The organism is Leptolyngbya sp. PL-A3, assembly GCF_039962325.1.
Classification (GTDB): domain Bacteria; phylum Cyanobacteriota; class Cyanobacteriia; order Elainellales; family Elainellaceae; genus Vacuolonema.
Map to the genome: position 1 here is coordinate 1 of NZ_JAMPLB010000106.1, position 14893 is coordinate 14893.

Annotated in this window: 12 protein-coding genes and 1 pseudogene; 4 read left to right on the plus strand and 9 right to left on the minus strand. The window is 49.9% G+C overall.

The window, feature by feature from the left end; all coding sequences use genetic code 11:
• Nucleotides 1-156 precede the first annotated feature (156 nt).
• Nucleotides 157-903 (plus strand): annotated as a pseudogene (locus NDI52_RS32965) (IS256 family transposase); the annotation flags it as partial.
• Between the two features lie 1201 nt (nt 904-2104).
• On the opposite strand, the gene NDI52_RS32970 reads toward NDI52_RS32965, so the two are convergent.
• The gene (locus NDI52_RS32970; protein ID WP_348257038.1) at nt 2105-2632 is read right to left on the minus strand and encodes a hypothetical protein; all 528 of its coding nucleotides are present in this window, start codon (nt 2630-2632) and stop codon (nt 2105-2107) included.
• A gap of 200 nt (nt 2633-2832) precedes the next feature.
• Complete coding sequence (locus tag NDI52_RS32975) at nt 2833-3000, minus strand: hypothetical protein (protein ID WP_348257039.1); 168 nt, start codon at nt 2998-3000, stop codon at nt 2833-2835.
• Nucleotides 3001-3019: 19 nt separating this feature from the next.
• Between NDI52_RS32975 and NDI52_RS32980 the strand changes: the two genes are divergently transcribed.
• Entirely contained in the window at nt 3020-3166 is a 147-nt protein-coding gene (locus tag NDI52_RS32980; protein ID WP_348257040.1) for a hypothetical protein, read from the plus strand.
• Between the two features lie 28 nt (nt 3167-3194).
• Here the strand turns inward: NDI52_RS32980 and NDI52_RS32985 are convergent, their stop codons facing one another.
• The 7 genes from NDI52_RS32985 to NDI52_RS33015 all read right to left on the minus strand — a co-directional run bounded on the left by NDI52_RS32985 (nt 3195) and on the right by NDI52_RS33015 (nt 13671).
• The gene (locus NDI52_RS32985) at nt 3195-5975 is read right to left on the minus strand and encodes a hypothetical protein (protein WP_348257041.1); all 2781 of its coding nucleotides are present in this window, start codon (nt 5973-5975) and stop codon (nt 3195-3197) included.
• Nucleotides 5915-6721, minus strand: a complete 807-nt coding sequence (locus NDI52_RS32990) for a hypothetical protein (protein ID WP_348257042.1) — start codon at nt 6719-6721, stop codon at nt 5915-5917. Before NDI52_RS32990 ends, NDI52_RS32985 begins: the two co-directional genes overlap by 61 nt.
• A 1441-nt stretch (nt 6722-8162) precedes the next feature.
• Nucleotides 8163-11777 (minus strand): hypothetical protein, encoded by a 3615-nt coding sequence (locus NDI52_RS32995; RefSeq protein ID WP_348257043.1) that lies wholly within the window; start codon nt 11775-11777, stop codon nt 8163-8165.
• Between the two features lie 303 nt (nt 11778-12080).
• Nucleotides 12081-12251, minus strand: coding sequence for a hypothetical protein (locus tag NDI52_RS33000; RefSeq protein ID WP_348257044.1), 171 nt, complete (start codon nt 12249-12251; stop codon nt 12081-12083).
• 165 nt (nt 12252-12416) lie between these two features.
• Nucleotides 12417-13106 carry a hypothetical protein gene (locus NDI52_RS33005; RefSeq protein WP_348257045.1) on the minus strand — a complete coding sequence of 230 codons (690 nt, stop codon included), beginning with the start codon at nt 13104-13106 and terminating at the stop codon, nt 12417-12419.
• A gap of 7 nt (nt 13107-13113) precedes the next feature.
• Entirely contained in the window at nt 13114-13455 is a 342-nt protein-coding gene (locus NDI52_RS33010; protein ID WP_348257046.1) for a hypothetical protein, read from the minus strand.
• 45 nt (nt 13456-13500) lie between these two features.
• On the minus strand, nt 13501-13671 hold the full coding sequence (locus tag NDI52_RS33015; RefSeq protein WP_348257047.1) for a hypothetical protein: 171 nt from the start codon (nt 13669-13671) through the stop codon (nt 13501-13503).
• Nucleotides 13672-13904: 233 nt separating this feature from the next.
• On the opposite strand from NDI52_RS33015, the gene NDI52_RS33020 reads away from it, so the two are divergent.
• Entirely contained in the window at nt 13905-14510 is a 606-nt protein-coding gene (locus NDI52_RS33020; protein ID WP_348257048.1) for a hypothetical protein, read from the plus strand.
• Between the two features lie 84 nt (nt 14511-14594).
• Nucleotides 14595-14795 (plus strand): hypothetical protein, encoded by a 201-nt coding sequence (locus NDI52_RS33025; RefSeq protein WP_348257049.1) that lies wholly within the window; start codon nt 14595-14597, stop codon nt 14793-14795.
• Nucleotides 14796-14893 lie beyond the last annotated feature (98 nt).

Genomic DNA, 14893 nt, shown 5'->3' on the forward strand with positions numbered 1-14893 from the left:
CCAGGCGATTCTACGAGTTCTCAGCACTTCGAGAAGTGTGGCGACCCAAGCTTTCTTACGGTTTTTATGAACCAGAGGGCGGACGGTCTGCCACTTCTCCAAGATACAAGGGCGTATCCTGCTGGATAAGCAAAAAAGACCAGACGAGGATACACCATGAGTAACGATAATCTTATTGCATTTCAACCTTCAGAATCACCTGCATTGTTCAACGATGCGCTGACCGAATTGGTGCGTAAAGGCGCTCGCCAAATCATTGCCCAGGCAGTCGAAGCGGAACTGAGTGAGTTTTTAACGCAGTACCAGTCCCTTAAAGATAGCCAGGGACGAGCGGCGATCGTTCGCAACGGATACCTACCTGAGCGCACAATTGTGACCGGGGTTGGGGAAGTAGAAATTCAGGTACCGAAGGTGCGTGACCGCAGTGGCCGTGGTATCAAGTTCAATTCAACGCTGTTGCCACCCTATCTCAAGCGTGCTCGAAGCGTTGAGGAAGTGCTGCCCTGGCTGTATCTCAAGGGTGTATCCACTGGAGATTTCTCAGAAGCCTTAGCATCCTTGCTGGGAGCAAATGCTGAAGGTTTATCTGCCAGCACCATTAGCCGGCTGAAAGCCAAATGGATAGAGGAGCACCAACAATGGCAGAAACGCTCCTTGAGCGGTAAACGGTACGTGTATATGTGGGCCGATGGAATCTACTTCAACATCCGCAACGAGGATGATCGTCAATGCATCCTCGTTGTTATGGGTGTCACCGACACTGGAAGCAAAGAACTGCTGGGGCTAGAGGCTGGATTTCGAGAGTCCGAGTTAAGTTGGAAGCCGTTATTGTTGCGCTTGCAAGACCAGGGGCTGAAAACGGCTCCAGAGCTAGCAATTGGGGATGGAGCCTTAGGGTTTTGGATGACAATTGTGAGACGGAAGTAACGCTCCAGGTATTCAAACTGCTGAAAGCCCGTGAGGTGGAACTGAGACTGAGTCAGGTTCGTTTTGCTGGGAGTGAGGTTTCTGTGTCGATTTTGGGATAGTGGGCGATCGCGGCTCAGCAAAGGGAAGGCGGCACAACAGATGGTCGCCCCAACCATCGGGCTAAACGCACTTTACCTATATTGGATAAGCCTTATTTACTGTTTCTAGAGAAACGCGATCGCCTATGCAACTCGCTTATAGCGAGAACAGCCACTTCAATCATTGGGCTAAACGCACTTTACCTATATTGGATAAGCCTTATTTACTGTTTCTAGAGAAACGCGATCGCCCATACAACTCGGTTATAGCGGGAACGGTCGCCTCAATCATTGGGCTAAACGCACTTTACCTATATTGGATAAGCCTTATTTACTGTTTCTAGAGAAACGCGATCGCCCATACAACTCAGTTATAGCGGGAACGGTCGCTTCAATCATTGGGCTAAACGCACTTTACCTATATTAGATAAGCCTTATTTACTGTTCCGGAGAAACGCGATCGCCTCCGCAACTCGGTTATAGCGGGAGGGGCCACAATTTGTTTTCTAGGACAGTAAAATTACCTGGACTATGCCCTTAAAGGGCGCAATTTCGTATTCGTAAGCAAAAGAGAAAATAGCTAACGCGTTCACGGGCTTTTGATACCCGCTTCAGCTACCTTTGTTGTCCTAGTTTTTTTAGCAAAACGTGGTCTTTTTTCTAGAGTTTTCTTGTGTAGGGGCGATTTCTGAGCACAAAAAGCTGATCAGAAGAGGCTGATCAGCAAAAACTGATCAACTGCTTCTGATCAGCTTTCGTCTAAAGCCTTGAGCTGAAAGGATTTGAGGTAGGTGATCAGACTGATCAGGGGGACTGATCAGCAGGAACGGCTCAAAATCATTGAAAATTCTCTATGCTCTGGGAGACGAGGGCTAGCCCAGTTATTGGGCTCTCTCCCACTCCTAGTAGCGACCCACTCAGACGGGCATAGCCCAATTATTGGGTCCTGTTCCACTCCTCGGTCGCTACCAATCCAGATTAAGCTAGCATTACTGCAGCAGTCGCAAACGCGACCAACAATTGCTCACATAATCGAGCTGAACGCACTTAACCCATATTAGATAAGCGTTAAGTGTTTCTAGGGAAAAGCGATCGCCCTAACCACCTTGCTCAATCCGCTCCCTGAGACGCCGAGAGAGAGCAGTTGGACTGAACCCGGGGATAGACAGGGCAGCATCAATGAGCTCATCGATGGTAAGCGGATGGTACCGCCGGTATTCCTGAATGAGCTTTAAAGCCGTGGCGAGCGCAGCTTCCCGAGATTTAATCGGACTCACCATGCCATCTGTAAACAAACTTACTATCCCCTGTATTAACAAAGCCTCTACGTCTACGTCTATGTCTATTCCCTGCCCAGCCACTGTGCCCCCATAACGAGGTGGAGGTGGAGGCGGAGGAGATGCGACAGAATGAGGGAGCGTTTCTTTATGGCGACATGCGATCACCGCCTGCCGGAGTTCTTCCCATCCCCCCTTCTTGGCATAACGAATTACCGTAGAAATGCTGCACTGAAATTTCTTGGAAATCTCATTTCTAAGAGCCGTTTTCTTGAGACCGAGATTGGCTAAATACGCCTGTCGCATACGGCCAATGGTGAATTTATCCAACTTGGTTTTTTTAGCCATTCTGACTCCTTTACTGCTCAATCCCGAAGAAACGGATCAACGCAACTGATCAATGATCCTTCAAACTAACCGAACTGCAAGGGGTTTATTACATAACATGACTGATCAAGGGAAGCCAGATTGATCCCAATGCCTGCACTTTGGTGTATAGCTGCTGCACACCAACCAGCCCAATTAGGAAAGGTTTTGTACCAGCCCAATTATTGGGCTGTCCCGCCATGAGTGATCCATAGCTGATGCACCACCTGCAGTACAGCGAATAGAGCCGCTTGAATCTTATCGACCCACGGCTTAAATCCAGTTGCATCCAAACCCAGCGATGATTGATTTTCGTCTTCTTGGTCACGCAGAAGGAACTCTATCGTCATAGGGGAGAGCACAATAATTGTGCTCTCCCCTATCGGGGCGGTTGTACCTTTGTATGTGGAACGATCGCCGGAGGTCGCCAAGGGTGCTGCTGCTGGGAGTGCGATCGCTCATGCTGCCATCTCCAAGTTCAGCAGTTGTACCGGCTCCCGGGAGAATGTTCCATAAAACACGGGGTCTTCGCCGTCGCCGTGAGTCATGCTAAAACCCTCCGCACTGATTCAGGGAGTAATGACAGCCAGCATTGCATAAGTTTTTGAACTGCTGAATCGCTTAACTTATCCAATACAAGCTTCCATTCAGGTGGCGATAGCCAGAGAATTACATCGTCTAACTCCTCTGGAGTGCCGGTTTGAGCGATTGCTTCGATGACTGGGATTAAGTCTGATACTTTGTCCTGCTGTGCTTTTGTTGGGCTACAACTTTTCTTATTAGATATCCCTAAGAAAAGTTGTAGGCACTCCAGAATCCGGTTCCAGAGATCAGAAATGTATTGCTGTGTATAGCCTTTGCCTTCCCGTAACTCCAGAATCTTCGTTGCTCGTGCAACTGCAGATTGAGTTAGCTCTTGGCCCTGCTCAATCACCCACTTTGCAGCTTCCACAATTTGAAACACAGCCCGCTCACCCTTTCGGGCCGCTTCAGGAGTAATTTCCGATGCTGCAACGCTGCGATCGCCTTCAATGGGCAACTCATCATCACCCATCACATAGAAGTTCAGGTTTTGTCCGGGGCGTAGTTGCTCACGGAGCCGCCCACGAGTTTGTACAAGGGCTTCCTTCACCCGTTCCCGGTAGAACCGCTGAAACCCTGGATCGTCGGTGTCTACAATGGTTGCTTCGATAACACAGTATTCTGCAAGTAACGCGTTGATATTGGGTCGTGGAATGGTTGTGCTGATGGACTGACAATGCTTGTAGGCATTTGAGCCAACCGTATCGCGGAAGAGTACACCATCAGCTCCAAATGCTTTCCAGTCAAAGGTTTGATGTGTTGGATCAAGCTCCTTCAACTTCTGGACTAATGCCTGACGGCACTGCTCCAGACCTTTACCGCGATTTTTGCCAAGCTTACCTAGCCCGGTGATGTGTACCACTTCCACCCGTGCACCTTTCGGTTGCCGCACCTGGAAGAGGAACACCTCATCTTCTTGTACCCCGTACTTTTTGGCGATCGCGGCCTTCGTTCGTCGTTCAGAGGCATCACTCAGGACAACCCGCTGTGCTGAGTGGATGGCGCTTAGGTGCTTTGTCTCAGGGACAGTGATGGTAAGTCCATCCCGTTCCCAATGAATGTATCCAGGTTGATCGCCATTGAGCACCCACACAAACTCAGATAACCAGCGCTTGTTGAGTTCTTTGGCTCGTGCTGCCATCTCGCTAGGGCTTAGAGGCTCTCTGCGTGATCGCTCGTATCGTGCCCGTAACTCATCCCGTTCTTTCTCTTTTGCAGGTGTCAGGGTGTATTTGCGGTATAGCCGCAACCGTTGGTGCTCCTCGCGTGTAGGCTTGGTTTTGCCCTCTAACCGAGCTAGCTCCGTCAACTGTTCTTCGGTTGGGTATTGCTTCTCATCCAAAGCATTGAGCCGACGCACTTCCGCGTCTGTCAAACGCTCCTCATTGATGACCCCAAACGCTTTTAGTTCTTCCTCCTCACCCTCTAGCTCATCCAGTTTTGCTTGATCCGTGGGAGGAAGCAGCACTTTCAGTTCATTCTGAAAATGTTTCTGACCTATCCCATACAAAGGGTCAGCACCGGAAATCCCTTTCCAGTAGTCACTCATCAAAACCCTGATCAGGGTGATGTACTGCTGTAAATACTCATCCTCGGCTAACGCAATTTGCGCCACTTTATCTTTCATGTCATCAAGAGAAACCTTGATGGTCCTGGTCACTTGGATGTTAGAACTAGACTCATCCAAGAGCAGGGCAGAGGTGCTAATCAGCGATGACTCATCCCCCTGACCATGCAAGCGCCCGTAATTCATCCGAATACGCGGTTGCTTGAGAGCCTGCGCCGCTTGGTAACGTGCGCCAAAATTGTTGTCCTCCTCCTTCCCGCACCGCCAGCCAAATTTGCAGGTATAACAAGCCAGTTGATAGGCACCACTGACTGTGTTCTTTTGTGCCATTTGCGCGATCGCATGAGCTGCATAGCAATTAGCGGACTCGATTTTAGCTGATTCCGGAGTTTCAACCGTTGCCCGTACTTTCTTCCCGTTCTTAATAATGGTGCCGTGGTGCCGACCAGATACTAAGGCGTGTTCTTCGTATTCCTCAACCGTTGGGTTAAGAGCATCAGGCAACACGGTGATCATCCGATCCGTACCCCAGAAAGCAGGGGTTGTCTTGGCATTGAATGAACTTTTCCGTCCGCCAGTTTGAGTTAGGTTAACCAGTACCCGCTTACCCGCATTCATGCCCGCCTGGTAGCCCTGTTCGTGGCTGTCTACTAACACCACATCGGTATCAGGTAGGGTCGGCAGTGGAGCAAAGCCAACGCCTGTTGATACCCGCTCCCGTTTCCGCCGCCCAAACAGGGAAAGAACTTGGGCGATCGCCCCTTCTATGGCCTGTGCCTGTTCTATCCGTGCTGTCTCTTCGTCAATAGCCTGTTGCTCGCTAGGATCTGGCCCTATATAGATTGAGCGATCACTGTTAGTGTGGCGAATCTTCTCCCTTACTAACTCGGGAGACATCTTTAGGAATTCCTCCCAGGTGATAAGCCGCGCCGCTGCCAACGCCTCATCCGTTACCTCGTCAACGTCCTGGCCTTTGCTCCACTGCTCCCACCAGAGCACCTGAAGCCCTGGCACCATTGCAGCAAGCTTGCCATACTGCCGCATGACGTAAGGGTTCTCTACTGCCCCTCCATCGGGCAATAGGACAGGGATCCGCCCGCTTTCCAGTGCTGCCTTTACTTGGGAGTGACTGCCCGCAAACTGACCACCAGCCGCACCAATGACCGGGCAACCCAAACGTTTGGATGCAAGCTGAGGTTTGGGGCCAGTGCCTTCAGAGAACCCCTGCCAATTTCGGGTGATGGATTCTGGGATGATGTGGGCGAGGGGTATCTCTCCGTCAGGTAAGCGATAGTTACCCTCAATGGATAACCAGCGATACTTGCTCTCCGTTGCCCCGCGTATCCGTAGCTGCATGGCCCAAATTTGGCCGTCGCATTGGGAACGGGATAAATATAGCCATCGGCACCTATAAGGAGCGATCGCCCGTCACGGGCAACCCCAGGCAGATTAGATGGGAACTGCTCTGGGAGTCGTTGCCCCTTCACCACTGAACGGAACCCGATCCGCTCAATATCAGCAAGGCTGAAGCCGCGACTGGTGAGATCTTCGATGTCCGCTGGAGTCAGTGGTGGTAGTGCCCTCAGCAACTTGCTGAAGTGGTGATGACGGTTAGAAACGGGCATTGATACCGCCGCCCGCCGCCGTTCTGCTTCTTGCTGCAACGCTCGCTCCGCTTGCCGCTGCCGCAACCATTCCGCCCGATCTGCTTCCGTTTGGGGATCTGCGATCGCACGGTCAGTGAATATTCCGAAGCCGTTCTTATCCTCACCCAGGAACTTAAACCTTGGATTATCGGCTTTACCACGGCAAAAGATTTTCTCCGTCTGCCCGCTCTGTCGGCATTCATTGCGATGGTCGCCACAAACAGGGCAAAGGCTAGAAGGCTTGTTGAATCGAATCCAACCAGATATGAGGGTCATCGTACCAAACCCCCACGCTCATAAAACCCCCAGCTCAATTCCTGAAAAGACTGATCCTCGATCCACAGCAGTAGATCAACGGCTAGCGATCGTTCATACGCGTAGGGAACTCTTAACCCTATTTGAGCCTCTTTTTGGGATAATTTAGGCTTGTATTGATATGCGTAAGCTGAGTTAGCTGAGCTCTTTAGTGAATGGCAGTTTTCCCAATTGGAATAAGGGATTTCTTGTTGTCGCGAACTGCAAAGGTGGTTTAGAATGTACAAAGTACCTTCCTAGTATGGTACAAGGCCAGCCCCTGTTGTCGTAAGCTCAAACTTTCTCAGGGAGAGAGCTTAACTACAAAAGGCTGGGTGTTTTAAGGTGAATAAATTGTCTGTTAGTCTTCAGCAAGCTACAACTTGCTGGAGACTTTGATTATTAAGCCTCCTAAAATCTTAGAGTTTCTACTTCTTGTTTGCTTTTGACTAGGTTTTTAATAGCAATCCTAATTACAGCGTTTCGGCTTTCTCCAGACTCTTTAACGAAGCAAGCTAAGTCATCAAAGTCACTTTTGGGTAGTTGAACCCCAAAAGCGACTTTGGGTTCACGAGTACGATTTTGATATCTACCTCGTTTTCGAACAATCATCAAAGACCTCCGCTCAGATCTTACTGTAAAAAATTGTCGATTTAGCGTTTCTAATCCTTATTTTTTAGAGTACAGAGAAGCAATACATTGAGTGGGCAAAACACGATAAAAGGCAAATTGCATAAGGGATTAATGCAGTTGAATCTTGTACTGCAGAATCTGCAGAAATTAGAAGCTTTGGTTGGTTACCGTTTTTTGCCATAGTCTCCCTGTTTTTCAGATTATGAACCTCACCTAATCCCTTCAAGAGCAGCTCATAACAGTAGCACAACTCGCTCCGAAAGACATTTCCGCTGTATTTTTGCCTATCTTTAAAACAAGGTCGTGGCAAAAAAATGATCTTTAACCCCTGTTAGCAGTTTGACGATCGCCTATTGCAATGTCAGTTTCAGTTATAGCTGGAGGAGTTACAAGTTGTTTTTTTGAAAAACGTGGCTCTTTTTCTCAGAATTTCCTTGTGTAGGGGTGGTTGCTGAGCATAAAAAGCTGATCAGAAGGGGCTGATCAGCAAAACCTGATCAGCTTCTTCTGATCAGGTGCCTTCCAAACCCTTGAGCTTAAAGGATTTTAGGTAGGTAGTCAGACTGATCAGCGGGACTGATCAACAGGAACTGCTCATAATCATTGAAAATTCTCTATGTCTCCGAGAGACGGGGTATAGCCCAATAATTGGGCTCTCTCCTACTTGCAATAGCAATCCATTCAGATGGGTATAGCCCAATTATTGGGCTATACCTCACTACTAGAAATACCCCATTTAGATGAAACTGGCATGATTAGAACGATCTGCCTCTTTAGAACGGTAAGGTCGTCATGGGGTAATCCTCCTCACCTCACTGATATGGGCATCTAATCCTGCAAGGAATGGCCTGGGTAAGTAGCTCGAGAAGAATCCAATCAGCGTTGTCAGTACCCAAACAGGTACTGCTGAAAGCATCGCCTCATCTTTGAATACAGATTCAAAGCCTGAGTATTGGAAGACTTTAGCGGTTTCCATGAATGTTTCCAGCGCCTTTGTCGGTTCAATGCCAGACTCTAGTTCTTTAACCAGCGCTGGAAAAACTTCTAGAGCCATGACTCGTTGAGTATCGGTCAGTTCCGAAAGTTTAGTTTTGCTATTTAAGGCTTCATATAACCGAAATAAACTCTTTGTGATGGCTCTAAAACCTCCTTCATGGCTGAGGATCTGGCTGACTCTACCTTTCGATACCCCTACCTGTTGTGCAACCACTCCAATATTGGGACGATCGCCTGCTCTAATAGCTGATGCGATCGCCTCCCATACCCCTCGCCGTGTTTGCTCACCTTTGGGAGCCGCCTGGGGGCAAATGTCATAGGCATCTACCACTTCCACAACGCACCCAGGGAAATACTCCTGAATGGTCTCAATTTGTCCCTGTGAGAGGTCACTCAGGATGTAGTGGGTGATTTGTTCATCAGAGCGATGCTGTGCTCTACTGCGCCCACCTTCCTGCAGGATTTCAGTTGTGACCATGCGGTTTACCCATGCCCAAAATGCAGGAGGTGCCGTTTCTGTGGTGTAGGACTGCCTTGTTCTCAGGTGCCACTGGGACAGCAGATCTCCAATGTTCTGGACAGGGGTACCAACGGAAAATAGTAGGCTGCATTCCTTAAACCGATTCGTGTTGCGTCCATCGTGAAAGTGATACCCAGTAAGGAATGCGCGTGCCTTTTGTTCAATGGCTCCGGTTGTATAACGGTCGATGTAGGATTTTAGGTCCAGCACACCGATCTGAATATCAGGATTGGTCGCGATCGCCTCATTAGCGACATGTTCGACCAGCGCCAGGATACGCTGCATAGTGCTGTATGGGCTTTCAGTTACAACCCCATCCTGGTAATGCTCACGGTTCTGTCCTGCCCGACCAAAACCCTTCACGACTTTAAAGGTGAGGTTATTGAATGAAGGCTTCGGTGAGGTGATGCTCACGATGTCCCCTTCGTCGATGCCCATTTTTCGAGCCAGTTCCCGCCGATCTGGGGTGGCATCCATCAAGAAAGCTGTCTTCAACTTGGCTAGAGTGCGGCCGTGACGGCGATCGCGGTAACGGAAACGAATCTTCTTGCCGGTGATACTGACATCGACTCGTCCGCGTCCATCCATGACCTTGAGGAGTCGAGGAAGTACGCCAATGGTGAGGCACTTCTCTACAAGTTCCTTACGTTGTTCTGGCTCAGGAGCGTCCTGTAACTGTGCTTCAATATCTCGTCTGATGGCGTGCTGAAGCCGTCCTGCAATTTGATTGATTGTAGGTATCTCCCACATATCCGGGGCCTCATTCCCCGTCCAAAACTGCTCCAGGATCAGTGCTTGAATCGCTTGGCGATCGGGCAGATATTCCATTAATTGGGCATGGGTTAGACCATATCGCCCTTGTTCCTCTACGGCATACTGAAGGCCATGCTTAATGGCTTTCAATACTGAGGATATCTGGGAGTAAAAGATAGGGTCGGTCTTGAGGAGCTCACCTGCTTCCTTCTCAATCGCAGAGATGGGAGATTCTCGGGTTACATCTCCTTCTATCGCCCGCCCTGCTTCATCAATGAAGCCGACAACATTTTCCCCCTCGTTCACTGAGATTTTAGAAATGTGGGTGCGCAGGACAGGCTCACTCTGTTGCTCAACAAGCGCTACTAGATAGGGACAGTTGCCGTCTTGAAACTGTGTACAGTTCCCGCAGAATGGTGAATCATTACCCCTACCCATGGTGAACCCCTGGGCATTGAGTGCCTGATAGGCGTGTTCATGGATGCACAAACCGGGAATATCGGGAGTTTCTCCAGGCATCGCGCGCCGCTTGTATGGATTTCCCAAGGGGGTAGTTTTAGTGGTGTCGAGTATTTCGCCCGCTCCGGATACTGCTTGGGGGAGAGCTTCTAGCCATTCATGAGAAGGTCTGCGGTAGTCATCTGATGCGTAAACTCCTTTCCAGATTGGAGTTTCCTCTGTTTTGTCATCGTCCATAGCAGCCAGCATGGACTGCATGACTTCCCAATTCTCGAAGAACTCTCCAGCGGTTCTAGATTTGCCGCCGACGACGACATCGCAGATGAGGACATAGGGAAACCCATGCTTAATAAGGCCTAAACACACCAACATCCGATCGTCTGGTTGAACCACTAGGGTTGGTCTACCCCTGTCGATCCACTCCTTAATAGTTGGTACGGTGGAAGGCGTAACATGCATCTCAAGCCGCCCATCATTGCGACGGTCATATAGTGCGATCGCTCCTACTGCCGGGTCTACTGTGGCCTGTGCCTCAGGTTGAGGAGATGGGCGACTGAATCCTTTGGGTGAGGTATTGCGCTGCCCAAGGGATCGCTTAAAGCACCGTTCGATCAGTTCCAGGTTTTGTTTTCTGCGGCACTGCTCAGCTAGTTGCTGTTGCCGATCACCTGCTGGCGATATTTCCTGGAATTCTTTCCAGGTGATGAGCTGTGCTGATGCCAGTATCTCATCCGATACTTCGTCAATATCCTGGCCCTTGCTCCACTGCCCCCACCAGAGCACCTGAAGCCCTGGCTCCATCGCAGCGAGCTTTTCATATTGCCGCATGACGTGAGGGTTAGCGATCGCCCCTCCATCCGGTAACAGGATGGGAATGTTTCCCGATTCTAGAGCTGCCTTTACCTGAGATCTGCTGCTAGCAAAGTTTCCACCAGCCGCACCGATGACATTACATCCCAGCTTGATAGAGGCAAGGTGAGGTTTTGAGCCTGTACCCTCCGAAAATGCGATCCAATTTCGGGTGATAGCTTCCGGCTTACAGTGTGTGAGGGGAATCTCGCCATCGGGCAACAAGTAGTTGCTATTACTGGATAGCCAGCGGTACTTGTTATCTTTTGCTCCTCGCACTCGTAGCTGGAACCCATCAATCAGTCCATCTTGGCTGTAGACGGGATTGATATAGCCATCTTCCGCAATTAGCAGCGCTCGCCCATTGGAAGCCACTCCAGGGAAATTATCGGGGAACTGCTCTGGTAAAAGTTGCCCTTTCACTACAGAGCGGAAGCCTATCCGATTGATGGCTTCGAGAGTGAATCCCCGACGGGTTAGATCCTCAACATCCTGTTGATTCAGGGTTAGAAAATCTAGCAGCTTACTACCCCAACGATGCCGTTCTGCGACGGGCATAGAGGCTGCTAACCTATCCTTCTCAGCTTTAGCTAGGGCTTCCTGCTGAAGCTTTCGGCGTTGTAACCATTCCTCTCTGTTGGCTTCGTTCTGGGAGTCTGCGATCGCCCGGTCGATGAACATATCGAACCCGAGTCGATCTGTACCGATGACTTTGAAGTTTAGATTATCAACACCAGCACGGCAGTGAATTTTCTCCCCAAGCTGGCGGCAATCTTTCCTTACCCCTCCACATACCGGGCAAGGCTTAGAGCGAGTATTAAAACGCACAACCCCACCAGAGGGAAGGCTAGGGGCTTTTGTCTTGATATGAGACTCGATTATACTGGAATGAGATGAGGGAGTAAAATTATTCGCCTTGCCCGTTGGCAAAACTTGACGAAATGACTTAATCTTGTACAAGGATCCTCACTATGGGTCTGACGATCCAATCACCTTGATTCCCGGAACTGCTAAGCTCAAAGTTTGGTCGCCGAGAGCTTGCGCAGATGAATCTAAAGGTGTTGGGTTAACTGGTTAAAAATTGCTATGCCCCTGAAGCCTGCCAGCTTTGGGGGTTTTGCATTTAAGGGCTTAATGGCCCTTGTTTGGAGTTACCTCCTGAAAGAGTAGCGCGATCGCCCTCAAAACGATGTCGTTCCGTGTTTTACCTTCCGCTGCTGCGATCGCAAAAAGCTGATCGTTCCAGGTTTCGGGCATGCGGATTCCGACAGGCTTAGTTTTGATTGCGGTTGCAGTTCTCATTTTGGAATGTTCCTTTACTGAATCGATGATAGTCAAGTCGTGCACTCGTGATTAAGACTAGCTAAGCCGTAAATCCGAAAATTTTTTAGGGATTATTATTCCTCTACTTTGCTACCCGGCGGGGCATAAGGATCAGCCCACAGTTCTGCCAGTTGCCGCTGTAGCTCAGCCATTGCTCCCCCGTAACCAACGGGGAAGAATCCGCGACAAGCCTGTTAAAGCACCTCCTTCATTGCGTTGTGGAAATGGCTCGAGTTCATCTAGGAGACGCTCGCTCCTTTCGTGCCACTGCTTGTAACTGAGGTACGGTGGCGGTTCATTTGGGTTAAGACCAGAGATCTTGAACCAATATTCATATGACCGCACACGGCGTAAAAGTTCGTCATCCAGGTTCAAATTTTGGGCATAAAGCGCCTGTTCGATGTCAGAAGCCCGATTGCTCCATGCCTGATTGGAATCTGGCTCATGACGAGTTACGCCGAATGTATGATCTAAGCTTTGCTCCAATTTTCCGTTGATCAATGCCATGCATAAAGCTAATGCTTTGTTGTTGCCATGATATGAACTGGATAGCCAATATGCAGCAACTGCTTCAAGTGGTAAAGCTTCGACTTCGATTTCCCCTCCCTTACGAGTGGGGACCGGAAATCTATTCCAGGTGTGATTGGCATAGCGATTGCCTGTCAGGAATTTGAACTCCTGTGATCGCAAGAATCGAATCAAGTCAACTGATGTTTCCCCGATTGCTTCCGCAGCCCCTCCCATAAGCATCTGGTAAGAACCGTCGGTGAGTCGCCAAACATGGGTTGCTGATGAGCCGATAGAAATTTCTGCGCGGGTAACTTCCTCTGGCATAACTTTCTTATGCCGCAATCTTCTGAAGCAGGGTTGTGGCGAGCTTCGTCAGTTCTGCCACGTTCGCGGCCTGAGTTTCAGCCACTCGCAGATGCCCGTCAATACTTGCTGCCTGACGCTCAACTGTCATGGTTAGACGGTCGATGCTCGCAGCCATCCGATCGACTGTGCCGCTCAATTTATCAATGTTCTGGGTCTGTATTTTGACCTGCTGCGCCAACTGTCCGATCTGGAGAGCGAGGGCATCGATAGACGCCCTAATGCCGTCCATGCCCTCCTTCGCACCTTCCCTATAGAGGGTGTTGCTTTCGATCATGGCGTTGATGGCGCGGTTTAGTTCGTTACTCATAACGGTTCCCCATATCAGTTGCAGCAGGTGATCCGGCGATCGCCCTTACTTCTTAGCTTGCAAAGCTTCTAAGACGATCCGCTCTACCAAATTAGAGAGGGTTCGTCCTTCTTTGGCTGCCCATTCCTCTAACTGCGATCGGGTGTCCTTCTCGCAAGTGAAGGTAATTTTTTCCTTTTTCGTTGGCACGTCTGCCTTCGGGGTGTGGGTGATCACCTGAATCTTACCTCCGAATTTTGAACTAATCCTAATCGTTCCGAACAGGATTGACAAGTTCGGAACCTATGTTACCATCCCAGTATAGAACGGTTCTGAACGGATCGGAACCATTGCTGGAACTAACATTTCTGCTAAGTCCGTTCAGAAGCTACGAAAAATCAACGTTCACAGCCGTTCACAAGTGTTCAGAATTGTCGATTCCAGTTCTACCAACGTTCGGAGTAAAACCCATGATTACTTCATTAAGTAAGTTTGCAAAAGAAACCGGGCTTCCTAAGTCTTCTGTTTATGCTCGATGCCAAGAATTGAATTTTGATGTACGAGACGGTTTAACCCCTGCAATGGTTGAGCAGTTGGAGCATGAGTTTAACGTCAATCTGCCTCGTCCTACTCATGTGCAGGAAGAAACCCCGCTCTCGCCCACAACAGTTGTGGAGGCCGGGAATCACAAGATTGTTCTAAGCACCCCCCAACTCCCGCAGCGCTACAGCCTGGAGGGTTTGAGGGCGGGTAGTGAGGTAATTCAGTTTGATGACCCGCTGGCTGTGGCTGCCGCATTTCTTCAGGACGCTGATGTGTTGGAAGTGGCGATGCAAGCCGACCTGGAAGCCCGCGCCGCCCGTCTGGAAGCTACGAAAAAGGCTAAAGCTGCGATCGAGACTAAGCGCCAAAAGCTGGAACTGGAAGCACGTCTCTATCAGTTGCAAACGCAAAATCTTGACTCTTCTCTAAGTACCGAAACTCTGGAGCTGCAAAGCGAATTGGGAAAGCTCCAGCAGTTCACCCAGCCCGCACCTCCACTAACACAGCAGGGACCATCCTCGCAGCCGTCCTAGTGGGCATTGGTGCTGCGATCGCCCTCAATGTCATGAGTGCATCACCGCAAGTTCAACCCGTACCCCAACAGGAGCCCCCTGGTTATGAGTCACCCAACGCACTATGAAACTCGCCCCGACGACTCCGCCCCGCATGAGTGGGTGTCATTGGAAGGAATGTTCTATCGCCCTGACTTTGGCGATCGCCTGGAAGAAAAGGGCGGCAAAACCTTCATCGTCGTCACTAAAGTTCTCTGGTACGACCGCGCCGCCAGCCAGCCCGACGAAGTGACCGCGATTTTGTGAGGGAGACGATCGCTTAGTTTGCCCCCAGCAACCGTCTCCTGATGCCCTTTCTTGCTCGCAAGGACTCTACCAGTATGCAGCGTTTCTACTGATTAATC